Here is a 19,171-nt window from a genome sequence, read left to right on the forward strand (position 1 = left end):
GAAGTAGACAACGATCGCTTGCCGTGCTCAGGAAAGAAAGACGGTACGTCCGGCCCCCGCCCGCCTGTCAACCGCCACCCCCGCGCTTGGGCGTGTCGCGTTTTTCGGCGTGTCATGTCCCGTACCCGATCGAGTTACAGCGTGTTCAACAGGCGGGTCGCGGCGTCCGGGTGATCGGCGGCGAGCAGGCCGGCCGCGGCCAGAACATACCGCTGGTCGACCACGGTACGGGCGCCGGCCGGGGCGGCCCAGCCGCCGGCCGTGTCGGCGAGCACCGCTTCCAGCACATACGGGCCGCCGCCGTGCCGCAGCACCCCGCCCGAGCCGACCACCAGGCGGACCTCGCGCAGGTCACGGCCTCCGGTGCGTGGCCGGCCGGGTCCCGGAGAGTGACCGCGGGCGTGCCGGCGGAGGGCCACGATCGCGGCGGCGGCGGCCAGATCACGATCACTCTCCGGCATCGGTGGCCGTCCGGTTTCCGGGAGTGCCAATTTCTCGGCTGTGGCGGCCGCCACAGTGCCGGGGGCGCCTACCGCAACGCCGAGATCTCCTTCGACCGTACGGGAGCGCCAGAGCGTGCCGGCGACGTCGCGGCGGGGGCCCGCGGTGAGCTCGGCGTCCGGGACGAGGGCGGAGTAGACGTCGGTGGTGGCGCCGCCGACGTCCACGACGAGGACTCCGGTGCCGGTCAGGTCGGCGAGCAGTTCCACGCCGGCGAGCACGGCGTCGGGGGTGGCGGCGCGGACGAGGGAGGCGAAGCGGGCGCCCTTCGAGAGCTTCTTGCCGCCGATCACGTGCTTGAGGAAGACCTCGCGGATCGCCGCCCGGGCCGGTCCCGGATCGAGGACGCCGATCCTGGGCAGCACGTTCGCCGTCGCGGTGACCGATATGTCGCGATTTTTCAGGATAAGGGTCGCCTGGTCGCGGGCGTCGGCGTTGCCGGCCAGCACCACGGGCACCTTGAGGCGTGATGTCGCGATTCGTCGGGCGTTGTGCAGCAGAACGGACGCGTCGCCGCCGTCGGTGCCGCCGACCAGGAGGATCACGTCCGGGCGGGACTCGCGGAGGGCGAGCACCTTGCGCCCGTCGAGCGGGCCCGCGGCCACGTGGACGACCTGGGCGCCGGCCGACAGGCCGACCCGGTGCCCGGCCTCGGCGGTGACCAGCGATTCGTAGCCGACCACCGCCAGCCGGAGACCCCCGCCGGCCGAGCTGCACACGTACAGCAAATCGCTTTTATCGCCTTTTACGGCCGTCACCGCGGCGTCCAGGCCGTGGAGCACGTCGCTCGCGGCCGTGGTCGGCACCTCGGCCCGCCCGGTCATCTCCCCCGATGCAAGATCGATCCGACCGGCTTTCGTGTACGTGGACCCGACGTCGACGCAGACCGCGGCCGTCATCCCTTCGGGGGCACCACGACGGTGCCGGTAGCCGTCACCGCCACGATCGGCTCGGCCAGGACCGCCGCCGACGAGCCCCCGGTCCCCCGGCAGACGACCTTCGACTCGAACGCGATCCTCCGGGAGCGGGTGCCCATCTTCACCACCGTCGCGGTGATCTCCAGGACGTCCCCGGCCTGCACCGGCGCCTTGAACTGGACGTCGTCGTAGGAGGCGAACAGCCCCTCGTCCCCGTCCAGCTGGATGCACACCTCGGTGGCCACGTCCCCGAACAGCCCCAGCGAGTACGCCCCGTCGACCAGGTTCCCGGCGTAGTGGGCGTGCGAGTAGGGCACGTACCGGCGGTGGACCACAGTGATCATTTCGAGCTCCCGGTCAAGGCGTGGACGAGATAGGACGCGACTTCCCGCGGCGTGGTCCCCCGGCCGAAGATCCGGTCGACGCCGAGCTCCCCGGCCATCAACTCGTCGAACCGCGGCCCGCCCACGATCAGCAGCGGACGCCTGCCCGCCGGCAGCGCCTCCCGGAACGCCGCCGACATCGCCCGGGTGTTCTGCAGGTGCGCGTCCCGCTGGGTCACCACCTGCGACACCAGCACGGCGTCCGCCTTCTGCTCGCGCGCCGTCTCGACCAGATCGGGAACGGACACCTGCGCGCCCATGTTGGTCACCGCGAGCTCCCGGTACGACTCCAGCCCCTTCTCCCCCGCGATCCCCTTGAGGTTCAGGATCGCGTCGATCCCCACGGTGTGCGCGTCCGTCCCGATGCACGCCCCGACCACGTTGAGCCGCCGGCGCAGCCGCCGCTTGATGACCGCGTTGACCTCCTTGGCGCTCAGCAGCGGATAATCCCGCTCGACCACCTGCACCTTCTCGGTGTCGACCAGGTGGTTCACCTTCCCGTAGACCACGAAGAAGGTGTACGCGTCCCCCATCTGCTTGGCGTGCACGAGCATCGCCGGCTCCATCCCCATCTTCCCGGCGAGCTGGAGAGCGGCCCCTTCGGCCCGCTTGTCGTGCGGAACCGGCAGCGTGAACGACAGCTGCACCATCCCGTCCCCGGTCGTATCCCCGTAGGGCCGAATGATGGTCATGACTCCAGGGCCTCCGTCACGGGGTTGTAGTAGTCGTCCTCGTGCTTGGCGACGCCATCCAGGCCCTTTCCGCGGTCGGCCGGGCGTTTCATGATGCCGAAGGTGCCATCGGCGATCGCCTCCAGCAAGGTGTCGTCGACGATGCGCTCCAGCAAGTCGACGGCCTCGCCGAGGACCTGGTGGGCGCGCTGCTGGAGGAAGCCGCCCGGGGCCGGGACGAAGTCCTCGTGCAGGTTGCCGGCGCCGTTGAGGACGTAGCGGACGTTCTGCAGGGCGACATCGCGGTCGGACAGCCACGGCGTCACGACCGCCTCGGTCATCATGCCCACGAGGAGGATGCCCTGGCCGGTGAGCGTGCCGACCAGGTTGAAGAAGCCGTCGAGCAGGTTGCCGCGGAACACGTCGCCGGTCATGTGCTTGGTCGGGGGCATCCACTTGAGCGGCGCGTCCGGGAACAGCTCGCGGGCGAGCAGGGCGTGCGCCAGCTCCAGCCGGAACGACTCCGGCAGGTCCGGGTTTATCTCGAAGGCGTGGCCCAGGCCGAGCTGCCAGTCGGCCAGCCCGGCCTCGTGCGCGAAGTACTCGTTCAGCAGCTGCGAGACGGTGACCGTGTGCGCCGCCTCGACCGCGTCGGCCGTGGTGAGGTAGTTGTCCTCGCCGGTGTTGATGATGATGCCGGCGCGGGCGTGCACCTGGCGGCTGAAGCGCTGGTCGACGAAGGTGCGGATCGGGTTGATGTCGCGGAACAGGATGCCGTACATCGAGTCGTTGAGCATCATGTCGAGGCGTTCCAGGCCGGCCAGCGCGGCGATCTCCGGCATGCACAGCCCGGAGGCGTAGTTGGTCAGCCGCACGTACCGGCCCAGCTCCCTGGACGTCTCGTCGAGCGCCGCCCGCATCAGCCGGAAGTTCTCCTGGGTCGCGTACGTGCCGGCGAAGCCCTCCCGGGTCGCGCCCTCGGGCACGTAGTCGAGCAGCGACTGGCCGGTCGAGCGGATCACCGCGATCACGTCGGCGCCGGCCCGGGCGGCCGCCTGCGCCTGCGGGATGTCCTCGTAGATGTCCCCGGTGGCGACGATCAGGTAGATCCACGGGCGCTGCTCCGGATCCCCGTACCGCTTGATCATGCGGTCCCGCTCGGCCCGGCGGCGGTCGACGACCTTGAGGCCGTCGCTGGTCGCCCTCTTCGCCGCGCGCCGGGCCGCGAGGGCTTCCGCTTTCCCGGCCGGTACGGCGAACCGCACCGCACCCGCAGCGGCCTTCTGGGCCAGGACGGTGATGTCGTCGACCCCGCTCGCCCGCATCGCGTGGAACACCGGCAGCGCCACCCCGTGGCCCAGCCCCACGTCCGCGACCACGGCGTCCACGAGGCGGTTCACCCACGGGATGCCGTCCGGGTCGGCGCCGTGCACGCCGGCCAGGCGCAGCACCGCCCGCTCGACCGACACGGTGGTGTGCGACCGGGCCAGGTCGACGACCGGCCGGCCCGCCTTCGCGGCGAGCCGGCGCGCGGTGCGGACCACCCGCGGATCGAGGTTCAGCTTCCCGGCCACGTACTCCTCCTAGGACCCGTCGTAGATCGTCTGGCCGGCGAGGACGGTGCGGCGGCACACCGGGCGTTCCGGGGTCATCCCGTCCACGTCCGGCAGCAGCGTGGGCAGCCCGCCGGTGGTCCCGGAGGGCGTCTCCCACACCGCGAAGGTGGCCTGCTTGCCGGGCGCGAGCACGCCGGCGTCGTCGACCCCGGCCGCCCGCCAGCCGCCCCGGCTCGCGGCGGCGAAGGCGGAGCGCACGTTCATCCGGTGCGCCGGGTTGGTCGGCGCCGCCGCGGCCACCACCACCGACCACGGGTCGAGCGCGGTGACCGGCGAGTCCGAGCCGAACGCGAGCGGGACGCCGGTGGCGTGCAGGGCACCGATCGGGTTGCTGGCCGCGGCCCGCTCCCGGCCGAGGCGCTGGGCGTACATCCGGTCGGGGCCGCCCCAGAGCGCGTCGAAGACCGGCTGCACCGAGGCGGTGACGCCGAACTCGACCATCCGGGCGATCATCGGCTTGTCGATCAGCTCGACGTGCTCGATCCGGTGCCCGGCGGCGCGGACGTCGTCGACGCCGACGTGCTTGGCGGCCAGCGCGAACCCGTCGAGGACCGCCTCGATCGCGGCGTCGCCGATGGCGTGGAAGCCGCCTTGCACGCCGACCGCCATGCACTCGAGGAGGTGCTCGGCGGCCTGCTCGGCGGTCACGAACGCCTGGCCGTGGCCGTGGTCGCCGTCGTGGTACGCCTGCCGCAGCGACGCCGTGCGGGAGCCGAGGGCGCCGTCCGCGTAGAGGTCGCCGGCCGCGCCGGTCGCGCCCAGGTCCCGGGCTCGTTCGGCCCCGCCCAGCTCGCCCCAGTAGGCGTACACCCGGGGAAGGTTCTGCTCGGCGAGCGCCAGCACCGAGAGCAGGTCCGCCTCGCTGGAGGTGCCCGGCCCGCCGCACTCGTGCACGGCCGCGATGCCCAGCGACGCGGCGCGGGACAGGGCTGACCGCTGCGCCGCTCTCCGCTGCTGCGGGGTCAGCGACTCGAGGGCGACCGCGCGGGCGGCATGGTGGGCCTGCTCCCGCACCCAGCCGGACGCGTCGAAACCGGCCACCCCCTCGGCCGCGGACAGCAGCGACGTCGAGACCAGCGCGGAATGCACGGATGCCTGCGACAGGTAGACCCGCCGGCCGCCGGCCGCCTTTTCGAGGTCAGCGGCGGTGGGCGGGGTCTGCTCGGCCCAGGTCGACTCGTCCCAGCCGTGACCGTGCACGACCGCGCCGGCCGGCCGGGTCGCGGCGAACACCGTCACCCTTTCCAGAAGATCAGCAGCGGACCGTACGCCGGACAGGTCGAGCCCGTCGACGGCGAGCCCGGTGTCGGTGGCGTGCACGTGCGCGTCGACGAACGCCGGGGTGACCAGCAGGCCGCCCAGGTCCACCCGCCGGTCGGCGGAGGGAGCGTCGGCGGCGTCGCCCAGCCACGCTATCCGGCCGTCGCGGACCAGCATGGCGGTGGCCCGCGGGTCGGCGGCGGAGTAGAAGCGGCCGTGCGTGAAAAGAACCGAGGGGTGCTCTGTCATGCGCGTCAGTGTCCCGCGACCCGCGCCTCGAACAGGCGCCGGATCGCCGGGTCGCGGCGGAGCAGGTCGACGGCGAACTCGGCGTGCCCGGGCAGGTACCCGTTGCCGATCAGCATCGTCACGTCGGCGGCCAGGCCCTCGGCGCCCAGCGCGGCGGCCGGGAAGCTGGTCGCCATCGAGAAGAAGATCACCGTGCCGCCGGGCGCGGTGGCCAGGATCGCGCCGTGCTCGCAGCCGGGCACGTCGACGCAGACGACCGTGACCGTGGCCGGGGCGCCCAGCGCTTCCGTCACCGCATGGGAGACCGCCACCGGGTCGCGGGCGTCCGCGATCGCCACGACGTCGGCCAGCTGCCCGATTCTTTCCGCTTCGTCCTCGTTTATCACGACGGCGGCCGTCCGGGCGCCGGCCAGTCGGGCCGCCGCGAGGGACAACGAGCCGCTCTTGCCGGCGCCGCCGAGCACGGCGACCGTCACCGGGGTCTCCCCATCCGACCGCCCCACCACCACCCTTGACCGGACTGAAGACTGGTAGTCGCGGACCACGCGGTCGGTCAGCGCCGGGGCACCGCACACGTCGTAGACGGCCAGGGCCAGTTCCGGGGCGAGATCGTCGGGCAGGACGGCGGCGACCGAGCGGCCGAACAGGATCGCCGTGCCGGTCGCCGGGACCTGCTCGCTGCGGCCGTCCCAGCCGGCCAGGCCGTCGGTGATCAGCAGCGGGGTCAGGGTCAGCGAGACCAGCGTGGCCACCCGGTCGCCGACCTTGAGGGGCAGCGGCGACGACGGGCCGACCGCCTCGACCACGCCGATCAGCATGCCGCCGGAGCCGGTGACCGGATTGTGCATCTTGCCGCGCGTACGCACGATCTCCAGCACCTCGGCGCGGATCGCGTCGCCGTTGCCCTCGTGTTTCTCCGCCAGCTGCCGATAGCTGGCGGCGTCGAGGTTCAGCCGCTCGACCGCGACGCGCACCTCGTCGGCGCCGATCTCGGGGCTCGCGTCGAGGCGCCACGCGGCCTGCGGCAGCACCCCGGCCGGTTCGAGGACCCGTCCGAGCCCCACAGAAGACGACATCTGCCCCATCCTTTGCGTTTGAACAGCCGCCCTACCGTAAATCCTACGGGCCAGAGGTTTCTAGACGAAAAATTATCCAGTACGTTGGTTCCCGATCACGCATCGACCCCGGGAGGCACCGATGACCGCCGCTACCGGTCAGCCCTACGACTACCAGCGCCGTCCCCTGGCCGAGCCGGATTGGACCCGATTCCCCGGCTGGCGTGACGTCACCACGGCCCAGTGGGAGTCCGCGCAGTGGCAGCGGGTCAACTGCGTGAAGAACGTGAAGCAGCTGCGCGCGGTCCTGGGCGGCCTGCTCGACGAGCGGTTCTACGCCGACCTGGAGGCCGACCAGCGGCGCCTGGCGACCATGTCGATGCTGGTCCCGCCACAGATGCTGAACACGATGGTGCCCACCGCGGCGCCGGACACCGAGTCCTTCTACGCCGACCCGATCCGCCGCTACATGATCCCGGTGGCCTCCGACCGCGACCCGCTGTGGCCGTCGCACCCGCACGCCACCCGCGACTCGCTGCACGAGCACGACATGTGGGTGGCCGAGGGCCTCACCCACCGCTACCCGACCAAGGTGCTCGCCGAGCTGCTGTCGACCTGCCCGCAGTACTGCGGCCACTGCACCCGGATGGACCTGGTCGGCAACAGCACGCCCGCGGTCGACAAGCTGCGCCTCACGCTGAAGCCGGTCGACCGCTACGACGCGCACCTGACCTACCTCAAAGCCCATCCGGGTGCACGGGACGTGGTGGTCTCCGGCGGCGACGTCGCGAACGTGCCGTGGAAGCAGCTCGAGGCGTACCTGATGGGGGTGTTGTCGGTCCCGACGGTGCGCGACATCCGGCTCGCCACCAAGGCCCTGATGGGCCTGCCGCAGCACTGGCTGCAGGCCGACGTGGTCGAGGGCATGCAGCGGGTGGCGATCACCGCCTCCCGGCGCGGGGTCAACCTGGCCGTGCACACCCACGTCAACCACGTGAACTCGCTGACCCCGCTGGTCGCGAAGGCGGCGCAGACGCTGCTCGAGGTGGGCGTGCGCGACGTACGCAATCAGGGTGTGCTGATGCGCGGTGTCAACGCGACCACCGAAGACCTGCTGGACCTGTGCTTCGGGCTGCAGGGCGAGGCCGGCATCCTGCCGTACTACTTCTACATGTGCGACATGATCCCCAACGCCGAGCACTGGCGGGTCCCGGTCTGGCACGCCCAGCAGCTGCAGCACGACATGATGGGCTACCTGCCCGGCTACGCGACCCCGCGGATCGTCTGCGACGTGCCGTTCGTCGGCAAGCGGTGGGTGCACATGCTCACCGACTACGACCGGGAGCACGGCATCTCGTACTGGACCAAGAACTACCGCACCTCGATCGAGCAGGACGACGACGAGGCGCTGTCCAAGCAGTACGCGTACTACGACCCGATCGACACGCTGCCGCAGTCCGGTCAGGACTGGTGGCGCAAGCAGGAGGCCGATTCGTAACGGGCGTGCGAGGGCCCCGGGACGACGCTGTCCCGGGGCCCTCGCATCCCTTACCGCGGGGGCTTACTGAAAGGCGTCCTTGACGTCCTTGCCGGCGTCCTTCACGTGCTCGGCGGCCTTGCGGGCCTGGGCTTCGGTCTCCTGCGCCTCACCCTTGGCGACCAGACTCTCGTTGCCGGTGGCCCGGCCGACGGCCTGCTTGGTCTTGCCGGACAGTTCCTCGGCCTCGTTGCGGACCTTGTCGGTGGCGCTCATCGGTACACAGCCTCCTTGATTGTCGTCCAACAAGTACTTGCCCCGGGCTGCACCGGATGAAACCGGCTTAACATGCCGCCGTGGACGATCATTCTGCGCACGCGAACTCGTTCGGGCCGGCCGCGGACATCTACGAGCGTGGCCGGCCCGGCTATCCCGACGCGGCCCTCAACTGGCTGCTGCTGCCTGGCCGGCCCCGGGTCGTCGACCTCGGCGCCGGCACCGGAAAGCTCACCCGGCAGATCCGCGACCGAGGCCTGCCGGTCACCGCCGTCGACCCGTCCGAGCAGATGCTCGCCCAGCTCGCCCTGGCCGTGCCGGGCGTGCCGGCGCTGGTCGGCACGGCCGAGCGGATCCCGCTGCCGGCCGGCTCCGCCGACGTCGTGCTGGTCGCCCAGGCCTGGCACTGGGTCGACCCGGCCCGTGCGGCGCCGGAGATCGCCCGCGTCCTGGCCCCGGGCGGCCGCCTCGGCCTGGTGTGGAACCTGCGCGACGAGGCGGAGCCGTGGGTGCGCCGGCTCGGCGAGATCATCGGCAACGCCGAGAACCAGCGCGACACGGAGGTGGGCGAGCCGTTCGGCCCGGTCGAGCTCGCGCATTTCCGCTGGTCGATGACGCTGGGCCCGGAGCGGCTGATCGACCTGGTCGCCTCCCGCAGCTCGATCATCCTGCTCCCGCCGGCCGAGCGCACGGCGGTCCTGGACGAGGTGCGCCGGCTGACCGCCACCCACCCCGACCTGGTCGGCCGCACCGAGTTCCGGATGCCCTACGTCACCGAGTGCGCCCGGGCGACCCTGCCTTATTCGCCGCGAGAATAGCTCCATCCCCGCTGGCCTCAGGGCTTACCCTGACTTTCCCCCGACAGGTATTATCTCGGCGAATACCGGCGGCGTAGCGTGCCGGACATGACAGTTTCGACCACGCTGCTCGGCCTGCTGGAGCCGGAGCCCAGCCACGGATACGAGCTCAAAAGGGGATACGACTCGCTGTTCGGCGCCGACCGGCAGCTCTCGTTCGGCCAGGTCTACGGCACCCTCAACCGCCTCGAACGGGACGGGCTGGTGACCGCCGGCGGCCCGGCCCCGGGCTCCGGCCCCGACCGCAAGCGCTTCGCGATCACCCCGGACGGAGTGGCCGCGCTCGAGGAGTGGCTGGACCGCCCGGAGCCGCCCGAGCCGCACCTGCAGCCGGTGCTGTTCGCCAAGGTCGTGCTGGCCGTGCTCTCCGGCCGGCCCGCCGCCCGCTATCTGGACACCCAGCGCGCGGCCCACCTCGAACGGATGCGGTCGCTGAACACCCAGCGCCGCAGCAGCCGGCTCACCGAGTCGCTGACCGCCGAGTACGGGTTGTTCCACCTCGAGGCCGACCTGCGCTGGATGGACCTGACCGCGGCCCGCCTCGACCAGCTGGCCGCCGAGGTGTCCCGATGACGGCCGCGACGCTGACCGCCCGGGCGGTCACGAAGACATACGGGACGACGACCGCCCTGCACGACGCGACCGTGACGATCGCGCCCGGCGAGATCCTCGCGGTGCTCGGCCCGAGCGGGTCCGGCAAGTCCACGCTGCTGCACTGCCTGGGCGGGGTGCTCCGGCCGGACGCCGGCGAGGTCTGGCTCGGCGACCTGCGCGTAGACCGCCTCGGCGAGCGCGCCCGCACGGTGCTGCGCCGCGACCGCTTCGGCTTCGTCTTCCAGTTCGGGCAGCTCGTCCCGGAACTGCCCGCGATCGAGAACGCGATGCTGCCGATGCTGCTCGCCGGCGCCGGCTGGCCGGAGACCCGCCGCCGGGCCGGCGAGCTGTTCGACCGGCTCGGCCTCGCGGGCCTGGCGGGACGCCGGCCGGGCGAGCTCTCCGGCGGCCAGGCCCAGCGGGTGGCGGTCGCGCGGGCGCTGATCGCCCGGCCGGACGTGCTCTTCGCCGACGAGCCCACCGGCTCGCTCGACTCGCTCGCCGGGCAGCAGGTGATGGATCTGCTGGTCGACGCCGTACGGGCGCAGGGCGCGTCCCTGGTGCTGGTCACCCACGAGGCGCGGGTGGCGGCCTGCGCCGACCGCGAGATCGTCGTGCGCGACGGCCAGGTCGGCACCCTGGTGGAGTCATGAGCCGCCTGCTGGCCCGGCTGATCGCCGGCCGCGACTCGCTCGTCCGGCTGGCCGCCACCGCCGGCGGCGTCGCCCTGGCCGTCGTCCTGCTGCTGTTCGCGGCGGTGGCCTACCCGGCGCTGCACGCGCACGACGTACGGGCCGGGTGGCTGCACACCACCGGAACCGACGACGGCCGTGGGCCGCTGCTGTTCCGCACCGGGCTCGAGCACTACCGCGGCCAGCAGATCGTCCGGGTCGACGTCGCCGGCCTGGCCGCGCCGCCGGGGCTCAGCCGGCTACCCGGCCCCGGCCAGTACGCGGTCTCCCCCGCGCTCGCCCGGCTACTCGCCACGACCCCGCCCGACCAGCTCGCCGACCGCTACCCCGGGCGGGCGGTCGCCACGATCGGCCCGGCCGGTCTCGCCGGCCCGGCCCAGTTGATGATCGTCGTCGGGCACACCCCGGCCGAGCTGGCCACCTACACCGGCGTCACGTCGGCGACCGGGTTTGCGACCACACCGCTGCGGCACGGCTACAACGACTTCCTGCGCATCATGCTGGCGATCGGCATCGTCGGCCTGCTCTTCCCGGTGCTGGTCTTCGTCGCCACCGCGACCCGCCTCGCCGCCGCCCGCCGCGAGCAGCGCCTCGCCGCCCTGCGCCTGGCCGGCGTCACCCTCGGCCAGGCCGCGCTGCTCAGCGCCGCCGAGGCGCTGCTGAGCGCGGCCGCCGGCGTCGGGCTGGGGTTCGCGGTCTTCGCCCTCCTCCGCCCGTACGCGGCCGCGGTGCCCTTCGACGGCGACGACTTCTACCCCGGCGACCTGCGGCTGACCGCGGCGTCCGGGACCCTGATCGCCCTCGGCGTGCCACTCCTGGCGGTGGGTGCCGCGCTGCTCTCCGCGCGCCGGGTCGTCTCCCCGCTCGGCGTCGCCCGGCAGGCCCCGCGGCCCCGGCCGACGTGGCGCCGCCTGGTGCCGCTCGGCGCCGGCGTGGCCCTCTTCGCGATCGCGCTGCCGGTCGCCGTGGTCCGCGCCGGCGACCGCACCGCGACGGCGCTGCTGTCCGCCTCGTTCCTGGTGGTCGTCGCCGGCATCGTGACCGCCGGCCCGTGGCTGACCGTCCTCGCCGGCCGGGCCACGCTGCGGATCGGCCGCGGCCCGGCCGCCCGGCTCGCCGGCTGGCGGCTGCGCGACGACCCGGCCGCGGCCTTCCGCGCCATCAGCGGCCTGATCCTCGCCGTCTTCCTGGCCAGCCTGATCTGCGGCGTGCTGCCCAGCGTCATCGGCGGCCAGAGCCGCAAGAGCCTGCCCCAGCCGGACGGCACGGTCCTCGCCTATCTCGGCGGCCGCCAGGCGACCGGCCTGCCGGCCGCGCGGGCCCGGCAGCTGCTGGACGATCTGCGGAAGCAGCCCGGCGTACGCCGGACCAGCACCATGCGGCGCCTCCCCGACGCCTGGGCCCGCTCCTGGCCGGGCGGCGGGGAGCCACCGGCCCCGGTGGCGATGACCTGCGCCGACCTGGCCGCCACCGGCTACGCCACCTGCCCCACCTGGGCCCCGGTGATCGCGGCCGACCTGCACCGGATCGGCGCCGATCCGCGGCCGGTCCGCCCCCTCGCCCGGCCGCTGACCCCGGAAGACCTCGCCGGCCTGCCGCTGGCCGCGCTGATGGTCACCACCGACGGCCGCGCCGCGAGCGAGGAACGGGCCCGCACGGCGATCCTCTCCGCCGCGGGCGGCCTGGACGCCTGGGCGGAGACCACGGCCGACGCCGACGCCCAGCTCAACCACCGGCTGATCGCCCTGCAACGCCTGGTCACCGTCGCCCTGCTGCTGACCCTGCTGATCGCCGGGTGCGGCCTGGCGATCTCGGGCGCCGGCGGCCTGGTGGAGCGGCGCCGGCCGTTCGCGCTGCTGCGGCTGGCCGGGGCCCGCCCGGCCGACCTGCGCCGGGTGCTGCTGGCCGAGCTCGCCACGCCGCTGCTCACCATCGCCCTGGTCAGCGCCGCCCTCGGACTGGCACTGGCGGCCCTGGTCGTGCACGCCACCGGGACCGCGTGGCGGCCACCGGACCCGGCGTACTGGGCCGCCCTGGGTGGCGGGGTCCTGGTCGCGGCGGCGCTCTCGGCGGCGATCGCGTTCCCGCTCTCCGGCCGGCTCACCGCGCCCGCCACGGTCCGCTTCGAATGAGCCGGCTAGGGCCGCAGCACGATCTTTCCCCGCGCGTGGCCGGTCTCGCTCAGCCGGTGCGCGGCGGCGGCCTCCGCCAGCGGGAACACGGCCGCCACCGGCACCGTGAACCGGCCCTGTCCGGCGAGACCGGCGGCGACGGCGAGACCCGCGATCGCCGGGGTGTCGGCGCCGGGGCCGCCCGAACGCGACAGGTGCACGCCGTGCGCGGCGGCATTCAGGTCGGCCACGGTCACCACCCGGCCCGGGTCGCCGGCCAGCTCCACCAGCTCGGGCAGCGACCCCGAGCCGGCACAGTCCAGCACCGCGTCCACCCCGCCGGGAGCCAGGGCGGCGACCCGTCGCGCCAGCCCGGGCCCGTAGGTGGTCGGCGCCGCCCCGAGCCCGGCGAGGAACTCGTGGTTGGCGCCGCCGGCCGTGCCGATCACCCGCGCGCCCCGGGCCACCGCCAGCTGCACCGCGACCGTACCGACGCCGCCCGCCGCGCCCTCGATCAGCAGGGTGGCACCGGCCCCGACGCCCAGCCGGTCGAGCACGCGGGTCGCCGTCTCGACGTTGCCGGCCGCCCCGCCGGCCTGGTCCCAGCTCAACGCGGGCGGCTTCGGCGCCCAGGCGGCCAGCACGGCATACTCCGCGTTCGCCCCGCCCAGCCGGGCGAGCTCGACCATCCCGAAGACCGGGTCGCCCGCGGCCACGCCGGCGGCGTCGACGCCGAGCACGTGCGGCAGCGGCAACGGGATCCGGTCCCGGAACCGGCCCGAGCGCAGATACCAGTCGGCCGGGGTGACGCCCGAGGCCCGCACCGCCACCCGGATCTGCCCGGGCCCGGCATGCGGCTCCGGCACCTCGGCGATCCGCAGCACGCTTGCCGGACCGTACTCGTCGAATTGCAGCGCTCTCATGGCGGCGACGGTAGTGGAACACCCCGTCCGCTTGGCTAAAGTGAGAGCCGTGCCGGACCGTTTGCCTCACTCCCTCCGCTCCGACGCCCGCGACAACCGCGACCGCATCCTCACCGCGGCACGCGCCCTCTTCGCGGCCGAGGGCCTGGACGTGCCGATGCGCGAGATCGCCCGGCGGGCCGGGGTCGGCCCGGCCACCCTCTACCGCCGGTTCCCGACCAAGGACTCACTGGTCAACGAGGCCTTCCGGGAACGGATGGCGGCCTGCTCGGCGATCCTGGCGGAGGGCCTCGCCGAGCCGGACCCGTGGCACGGCTTCTGCCTGGTCATCGAGAAGGTGTGCGAGCTGCACGCCCGGGACCGGGGCTTCACCGTGGCCTTCATGTCGGCCTTCCCGCACACGATCGACTTCACCGCGGCCCGCGACCGCGCCGTCCGGGACGTCGCCGAACTGGCCCGCCGCGCCAAGAGCACCGGCCACCTGCGTGCCGACTTCGTCATCGAGGACCTCATCCTCGTCCTGATGACCAACGGAGGCATCCGAGCACCCTCACCGGCGGCGGCGGTCGCGGCTTCCCGGCGCTTCGCCGCCCTGCTGATCCAGGCGTTCCGCGCCACCCCGGGGGCGGCGCCGCTGCCCCCGCCGCCCCGCCTACCCCTCACGCCCGTGGCTTGGCCCCGCCCGCCCGGCGACAGCCAGACCCGGCAGCTGCCGTCATTTCCCGCCGGCCGCTCGGCGCCGGCAACCGAACCGAACTGATCGCTCGCTGCTACACCGAAGGTTTGCTCAGCACATCCCCTGGCCGCCGACCGTCACCGGCCGCCGATGTGTACGCAGATTCAGTGGCGGCCTTGGGGCCACCGGGAACGAACCGAGACGCGCGAGAGGCGACCGCGGCCCCGAGTTCGCCGGGCACTGACCACAGACGTACTCCGGGAGTGCGTACGTCCGGGAGTACGTGAGTCTCTGGTCGAGACGGGGTCCGGCGCGGGCAGGCTCGTCATGAGACCAGTTCTGCCCGTTGCCGGCCAGCCGCACGTCGCGCCCGGCACGCCGGGCTCTCGACCTCAGCGAGAGGGTGGAGCTTTCCCGTTCGTGGCGAACGGATGCGCTTCAAGATCTGTGGTCCGGCGTCGATCGTGGAGGGTTTGTGCGCGCCGCCCGGTGGGTTGCGACGGCGGTTGCGGCCCTTTCGCAGCCGTGGGCTCTCCCGCGGTGACCTTCGAGCGGTCGGACCGCACACCGGACAGATCCGGATACGTGCGTACACCGGCCGGCCGCGGGGCAGAAACGACCGCGTTGGGGTGCCGAAAACCACTCACCCGATCAGAGCGTCGACTACCGCCGAGGGGCGCCGATCGGGTATCGGCGTTCGGCTTCGCTCGCGTCCCCGCGCACAGCCCGTATCGCGTCCTAGGATGCTAGGTCAGGTGGGTCGGGGGGTTTGGGGGCGGAAAGGCCAGGTGGGCGGTTCTCGTACGGCGTGGAGAGGACGACCGTGGTGCGGGTGGTGACGTTGGCGGCGGTGCGGATCTCCTGGAGCAGGCGTTCCAGGTCGGCGGGGCTCGCGACCCGCACCAGGAGCAGGTAGAAGTCCTCGCCCGCGACCGAGTAGCAGGAGTCGATCTCGGCCAGGTGGGCGAGGCGCTCGGGCGCGTCGTCGGGCTGCGACGGGTCGAACGGGCGGATCGCCACGAACGCGGTGAGCGGCAGTTCGAGCGCCTCGTAGGAGACCCGGGCCGTGTAGCCGGAGATGACGCCGCGCTGCTCGAGCCGGCGGACCCGCTGGTGCACGGCGGAGACGCTCAGCCCCACCCGCTCGGCCAGGTCGGTGTACGACAGGCGGCCGTCGACGGTGAGGGCGGCCACGATCGCCCGATCGATCTCTTCCACGGCAGAGACATTACTTCCCGGGCCAACACCGTTTTCCGGCCGTCGCCGACCTCGGGCGACTCCCCGGAACGGCCGACCCCCGGTCGCACTTTCGGACCATCGACGTGACCGCATGCCCGAGGGCATGGTGTGGCGATGTCCGCGAGTAGTCCGGATCCGTCCTGGCAGCTGCCGCTCCCGCCGGACGCCGGGCCGGAGCGCCGCCGGGTCAAGCCGGTGCACCTATTGGTCGGCAGCCTGCTGGCTTTGGCCCTGCTGTGCTGCGGCGGTGCGGCCGCCGTGGAGGTGTTCACCAGCGGCAAACCCGGCAGAACGGCGGCCGCCGGCCCGGCCTCCGACCCGGCGGCGGCTCCGACCACCGACCCGACGACGCCGGCCGTGCAGCCGGCGGTGGCCACCAGCGCGACCCCGACCGTAACCCCCAGCAAGAGCCCGCGACCGAGGCCGACCACCCACCAGCCGACCACCGGGCCCACGACCCGCCCGCCGACGAAGACCCCGCCGCCCACCCCTACGACTGTCCCGCCGACGCTGCCGATCGTCCGGGCCGGGTCCTTCTGCGAGCCGGTGGGCGCGTTCGGGATCACCGCCCGGGGCAAGCTGATGCGCTGCGTCCAGGCCAGTGAGGACGACCGCCCGCGCTGGCGAGCCGGGTAGTCAGAGGGACCCCACCTGCAGCCGTACGGCCGCCGTGGTTCGGGCAGTATCACCGGTGGCCAGCAGATCGAGCAGGGCGCCGCGCAGGATGGCCAGGGCCGCGGTGCGCCGGGCCACCGCGTCGGGGGTGTCCCTCGACGACGGCGGCTGGGCGCCGGCCAGCACGGTGAGCCAGTCGGCGACCGTGGCGGCGGCGAACGACGACCAGGGGCCGGCCGGGTCGACCAGGCTCCGGGCGTACGCCTCGAGCCACAGCCGCAACAAGGGACGGTGGGTCTCGTCGGAAAGCCATCCCCAGACGGCCTCGGTGGCGGCCGCCAGGCCGGCGGCTGACGGCAGCGACCGAAGCAGCGCGAGCTCATCGGCCCGCGCCCGGTCGAGCAGCGCCCGGACCAGGCCGTCCTTGCTGCCGAACAGGAACAGCAGCACCCGCGGCGAGGACCCGATCGAGGCGGCCAGCGGGCGCAGCGACAGCTCGGTGATCCCGTGCGAGCGGACGTACGCGTACGCCAGCTCCAGCAATTCCTCTCGCCGCTCCCCCGCCATGGCCGCTATCCTCCCACTGAAACGACTGTTTCAGTAGACCGAAGTGAAGGGGGGAACGATGATCCGGAACCTCGACCGGCCCGGCGACCTCGGCTGGGTGATCAAGGCGCACGGCGAGCTGTACGCGGCCGAGTACGGCTGGGACACCACCTTCGAGGCCCTGGTCGCCCGGATCGTGGCGGACTACGCCGGCGACCACGACCCGGCCCGGGAGAACGCCTGGATCGCCGAGCTGGACGGCGAGCGCGTCGGCTGCGTGTTCTGCATAGCCGGCAAGGACGGGTCGGCCGTCCTGCGCATCCTGCTGGTCGACCCGGCGGCGCGCGGGCAGGGCATCGGCAAACTGCTGGTCGACGCGTGCGTGGAGTTCGCGCGCAAGGCCGGCTACGACCGGATGCGGCTGTGGACCAACGACCCGCTCCGGGCGGCCCGGCACATCTACCTGTCCCGGGGCTTCGAGCTGACCGGCGAGGGGCCGCACCGCAGCTTCGGCGCCGACCTGGTCGGGCAGACCTACGAGCTGGCCCTACGCTGACGCCATGGACGACGACGCCGCCTACGTCTCGACCGGCCGGCTGCCCGCGGCCGGCGACGTCATCAAGGCCCTGGACGACGCGTACGAGAAATTCCGCCACGAGGACGGCGGCGCGCCCTCCACGCTCTACCCGGCCCTGGCCCGCGTCCCGCCGCGGCTGTACGGCCTGTGCGCGGCCGGCGTCGGCGGCGGCATCTACCCGGCCGGCGACGCCGAGCACGGCTTCGCGCTGATGAGCGTCGCCAAGCCGTTCGTGTTCGCGCTGGTCTGCGAGGCGTTCGGCGCCGCCGAGATGCGCCGGCGGCTGGGCGCCAACGCGACCGGGCTGCCGTTCAACTCGGCCGCGGCGGTCGAGCGGTCGGCCGACGGGCGTACCAACCCGATGGTCAACGCGGGCGCGATCGGCACGGTCAGCCTCGCCCCCGGCGGCGACGTCGAGGCGAAGTGGAAGTTCGTCCGAGCGGGGCTCTCCCGCTTCGCCGGCCGCGAACTGCCGCTCGACGAGGAGGTCTTCGGCTCGGCGGCGGCGACCAACCACCGCAATCGCGCCCTCGCCAACCTGCTGCAGACGTACGGGTTCCTGGGCTGCCCGCCGCGGGAGGCGGTCGACCTGTACACCCGGCAGAGTTGCCTGCGGGTGACCGCCACCGACCTCGCGATCATGGGCGCGACCCTGGCGAACGGCGGGGTGAACCCGCGTACCGGCGAGCGCCTGGTCGGGGCGGCCGCCTGCCACCACACCCTGGCGGTGATGGCGACCGCCGGGCTCTACGAGACCTCCGGGGATTGGCTGTACGACGTGGGCGTCCCCGGCAAGAGCGGCATCGGCGGCGGCATCGTGGTGGTGTCGCCGGGCAAGGGCGGGCTCGCCGCGTTCTCCCCGCCGCTCGACGCCTACGGCAACAGCGTGCGGGGCCAACTGGCCGCCGGGTTCCTCTCGAAACGGCTCGGGCTGACCCTCTTCGCGTCCCAGCCGGCGCCCCGATGACGCCCTACGCCGGCACCCCACTGAGCGCGTCGACCAGCCGCCGCGCCGAGCCGGCCAGGTTCCAGCGCTCGGCCAGCACCAGCAGAGCGTCCGGGTTCTTCGGTGCCCGCGGCAGCGTGGCGTCGAAGGCCGGCAGCGGTACGTCGAGGGCCACCTTGCAGACCGGCAGCGCCTTCTCCAGGTAGTCCCGGGCCGCCGCCAGCTTCACCCGCAGGCCCGGCGCGAAGCCCGCCGCCGGGTCGTCCAGCGCCGCCATGATCTCGGGCACCCCGCCGTACCGGCTGACCAGGCGGGCGGCCGTCTTCTCGCCCACCCCCGGCACGCCCGGCAGGCCGTCGCTCGGGTCGCCGCGCATCGCCGCGAAGTCCGCATACCACCGGGCCGGGACGCCGTACTTGGCCTCGACCAGCGCGTTGTCGGCGTCCTCGAGCTTGGCCACGCCCCGGCCGCAGTACAGCAGCCGGGTCCCGCGCTCGTCGTCGACCAGCTGGAACAGGTCCCGGTCGCCGGAGACCACCTCGACCGGGGCCGGCTGGGTGGCGGCGAGGGTGCCCAGCACGTCGTCCGCCTCGTACCCGTCGACGCCGAAGGCCGGAATCCCGACCGCGGCCAGGACCTCGAGCAGGATCGGGATCTGCTTCTCCAGGGCCGGCGGCACCTCCTCCACGTCGCCGTGCGCGACCCGGTGCTTCTTGTACGAGGGAACCAGCGCCACCCGCCATTGCGGCCGCCAGCTGGCGTCGAGCGCGCAGACGAGGCGGTCGGGCCGCCGGGTGCGGACCAGCTGAGCGATCATGTCGAGGAACCCGCGCACGGCGTTCACCGGCTCGCCGGCGGAGGTCTGCGCCGCCTTCTCCGGAATCCCGTGGAAGGCACGGAAGTAGAGGCTGGGCGCGTCGACGGCGAGGAGCGGCTGTCCGGTCACCAGGACACCATAGTCACCACGTCGCCTGAACGGTCGTTAAGATG

20 protein-coding genes are annotated in these 19,171 nt (G+C 73.3%); 9 read left to right on the plus strand and 11 right to left on the minus strand.

What is annotated here, in order from left to right; genetic code table 11:
- Window positions 1-134 precede the first annotated feature (134 nt).
- Genes IH26_RS0108870 through kdd form a run of 6 tightly spaced genes read right to left on the minus strand, consistent with a single transcriptional unit; the run spans window position 135 to window position 6,673 of the window.
- A complete protein-coding gene (locus IH26_RS0108870) occupies window positions 135-1,400 on the minus strand; it encodes a glutamate mutase L (RefSeq protein WP_030435645.1) in 1,266 nt (421 codons plus the stop codon).
- Window positions 1,397-1,762 carry a 3-aminobutyryl-CoA ammonia lyase gene (gene kal / locus IH26_RS0108875; RefSeq protein ID WP_030435646.1) on the minus strand — a complete coding sequence of 122 codons (366 nt, stop codon included), beginning with the start codon at window positions 1,760-1,762 and terminating at the stop codon, window positions 1,397-1,399. Before kal ends, IH26_RS0108870 begins: the two co-directional genes overlap by 4 nt.
- Window positions 1,759-2,493, minus strand: a complete 735-nt coding sequence (gene kamE / locus IH26_RS0108880; RefSeq protein WP_030435647.1) for a lysine 5,6-aminomutase subunit beta — start codon at window positions 2,491-2,493, stop codon at window positions 1,759-1,761. Before kamE ends, kal begins: the two co-directional genes overlap by 4 nt.
- Window positions 2,490-4,046 carry a lysine 5,6-aminomutase subunit alpha gene (kamD, locus tag IH26_RS0108885; protein ID WP_030435648.1) on the minus strand — a complete coding sequence of 519 codons (1,557 nt, stop codon included), beginning with the start codon at window positions 4,044-4,046 and terminating at the stop codon, window positions 2,490-2,492. The genes kamE and kamD overlap by 4 nt, the downstream gene beginning before the upstream one ends.
- A 9-nt stretch (window positions 4,047-4,055) precedes the next feature.
- Complete coding sequence (locus IH26_RS0108890; RefSeq protein WP_030435649.1) at window positions 4,056-5,597, minus strand: amidohydrolase; 1,542 nt, start codon at window positions 5,595-5,597, stop codon at window positions 4,056-4,058.
- Between the two features lie 5 nt (window positions 5,598-5,602).
- Entirely contained in the window at window positions 5,603-6,673 is a 1,071-nt protein-coding gene (gene kdd / locus IH26_RS0108895) for an L-erythro-3,5-diaminohexanoate dehydrogenase (RefSeq protein ID WP_030435650.1), read from the minus strand.
- 121 nt (window positions 6,674-6,794) lie between these two features.
- Here kdd and IH26_RS0108900 point away from each other — a divergent pair, with 121 nt between their 5' ends.
- Window positions 6,795-8,150 (plus strand): KamA family radical SAM protein, encoded by a 1,356-nt coding sequence (locus IH26_RS0108900; protein ID WP_051807801.1) that lies wholly within the window; start codon window positions 6,795-6,797, stop codon window positions 8,148-8,150.
- A 63-nt stretch (window positions 8,151-8,213) separates the two neighbouring features.
- Here the strand turns inward: IH26_RS0108900 and IH26_RS0108905 are convergent, their stop codons facing one another.
- Window positions 8,214-8,405: a CsbD family protein gene (locus IH26_RS0108905; RefSeq protein WP_030435652.1), complete on the minus strand. Its 192-nt coding sequence runs from the start codon at window positions 8,403-8,405 to the stop codon at window positions 8,214-8,216.
- Window positions 8,406-8,485: 80 nt separating this feature from the next.
- Here IH26_RS0108905 and IH26_RS0108910 point away from each other — a divergent pair, with 80 nt between their 5' ends.
- The 4 genes from IH26_RS0108910 (at window position 8,486) to IH26_RS0108925 (ending at window position 12,680) form a co-directional block, all read left to right on the plus strand.
- On the plus strand, window positions 8,486-9,223 hold the full coding sequence (locus IH26_RS0108910; RefSeq protein WP_030435653.1) for a class I SAM-dependent methyltransferase: 738 nt from the start codon (window positions 8,486-8,488) through the stop codon (window positions 9,221-9,223).
- Between the two features lie 87 nt (window positions 9,224-9,310).
- Window positions 9,311-9,835: a PadR family transcriptional regulator gene (locus IH26_RS0108915; protein ID WP_030435654.1), complete on the plus strand. Its 525-nt coding sequence runs from the start codon at window positions 9,311-9,313 to the stop codon at window positions 9,833-9,835.
- The gene (locus tag IH26_RS0108920) at window positions 9,832-10,509 is read left to right on the plus strand and encodes an ABC transporter ATP-binding protein (RefSeq protein WP_030435655.1); all 678 of its coding nucleotides are present in this window, start codon (window positions 9,832-9,834) and stop codon (window positions 10,507-10,509) included. The genes IH26_RS0108915 and IH26_RS0108920 overlap by 4 nt, the downstream gene beginning before the upstream one ends.
- Window positions 10,506-12,680: an FtsX-like permease family protein gene (locus IH26_RS0108925; RefSeq protein ID WP_030435656.1), complete on the plus strand. Its 2,175-nt coding sequence runs from the start codon at window positions 10,506-10,508 to the stop codon at window positions 12,678-12,680. The genes IH26_RS0108920 and IH26_RS0108925 overlap by 4 nt, the downstream gene beginning before the upstream one ends.
- Window positions 12,681-12,685: 5 nt before the next feature.
- Here the strand turns inward: IH26_RS0108925 and IH26_RS0108930 are convergent, their stop codons facing one another.
- A complete protein-coding gene (locus IH26_RS0108930; protein WP_030435657.1) occupies window positions 12,686-13,582 on the minus strand; it encodes an NADP-dependent oxidoreductase in 897 nt (298 codons plus the stop codon).
- Between the two features lie 49 nt (window positions 13,583-13,631).
- Between IH26_RS0108930 and IH26_RS0108935 the strand changes: the two genes are divergently transcribed.
- Window positions 13,632-14,342, plus strand: coding sequence for a TetR/AcrR family transcriptional regulator (locus tag IH26_RS0108935; protein WP_245665051.1), 711 nt, complete (start codon window positions 13,632-13,634; stop codon window positions 14,340-14,342).
- Window positions 14,343-14,996: 654 nt separating this feature from the next.
- On the opposite strand, the gene IH26_RS0108940 is transcribed toward IH26_RS0108935, so the two are convergent.
- A complete protein-coding gene (locus tag IH26_RS0108940; protein WP_030435659.1) occupies window positions 14,997-15,476 on the minus strand; it encodes an Lrp/AsnC family transcriptional regulator in 480 nt (159 codons plus the stop codon).
- A 135-nt stretch (window positions 15,477-15,611) separates the two neighbouring features.
- On the opposite strand from IH26_RS0108940, the gene IH26_RS0108945 reads away from it, so the two are divergent.
- Entirely contained in the window at window positions 15,612-16,133 is a 522-nt protein-coding gene (locus tag IH26_RS0108945; protein ID WP_030435660.1) for a hypothetical protein, read from the plus strand.
- Here the strand turns inward: IH26_RS0108945 and IH26_RS0108950 are convergent, their stop codons facing one another.
- Window positions 16,134-16,679, minus strand: a complete 546-nt coding sequence (locus IH26_RS0108950; protein WP_030435661.1) for a TetR/AcrR family transcriptional regulator — start codon at window positions 16,677-16,679, stop codon at window positions 16,134-16,136. It abuts the gene before it with no gap.
- A gap of 58 nt (window positions 16,680-16,737) precedes the next feature.
- Between IH26_RS0108950 and IH26_RS0108955 the strand changes: the two genes are divergently transcribed.
- Both IH26_RS0108955 and glsA read left to right on the plus strand, forming a co-directional pair.
- Window positions 16,738-17,214 (plus strand): GNAT family N-acetyltransferase, encoded by a 477-nt coding sequence (locus IH26_RS0108955; RefSeq protein WP_030435662.1) that lies wholly within the window; start codon window positions 16,738-16,740, stop codon window positions 17,212-17,214.
- A 4-nt stretch (window positions 17,215-17,218) separates the two neighbouring features.
- A complete protein-coding gene (gene glsA / locus IH26_RS0108960) occupies window positions 17,219-18,202 on the plus strand; it encodes a glutaminase A (RefSeq protein WP_030435663.1) in 984 nt (327 codons plus the stop codon).
- A gap of 4 nt (window positions 18,203-18,206) precedes the next feature.
- On the opposite strand, the gene IH26_RS0108965 is transcribed toward glsA, so the two are convergent.
- A complete protein-coding gene (locus IH26_RS0108965; protein ID WP_030435664.1) occupies window positions 18,207-19,130 on the minus strand; it encodes a 5'-3' exonuclease in 924 nt (307 codons plus the stop codon).
- Between the last annotated feature and the right edge of the window lie 41 nt (window positions 19,131-19,171).

The organism is Actinoplanes subtropicus, from assembly GCF_000721705.1.
In the GTDB taxonomy this organism is placed as follows: domain Bacteria; phylum Actinomycetota; class Actinomycetes; order Mycobacteriales; family Micromonosporaceae; genus Actinoplanes; species Actinoplanes subtropicus.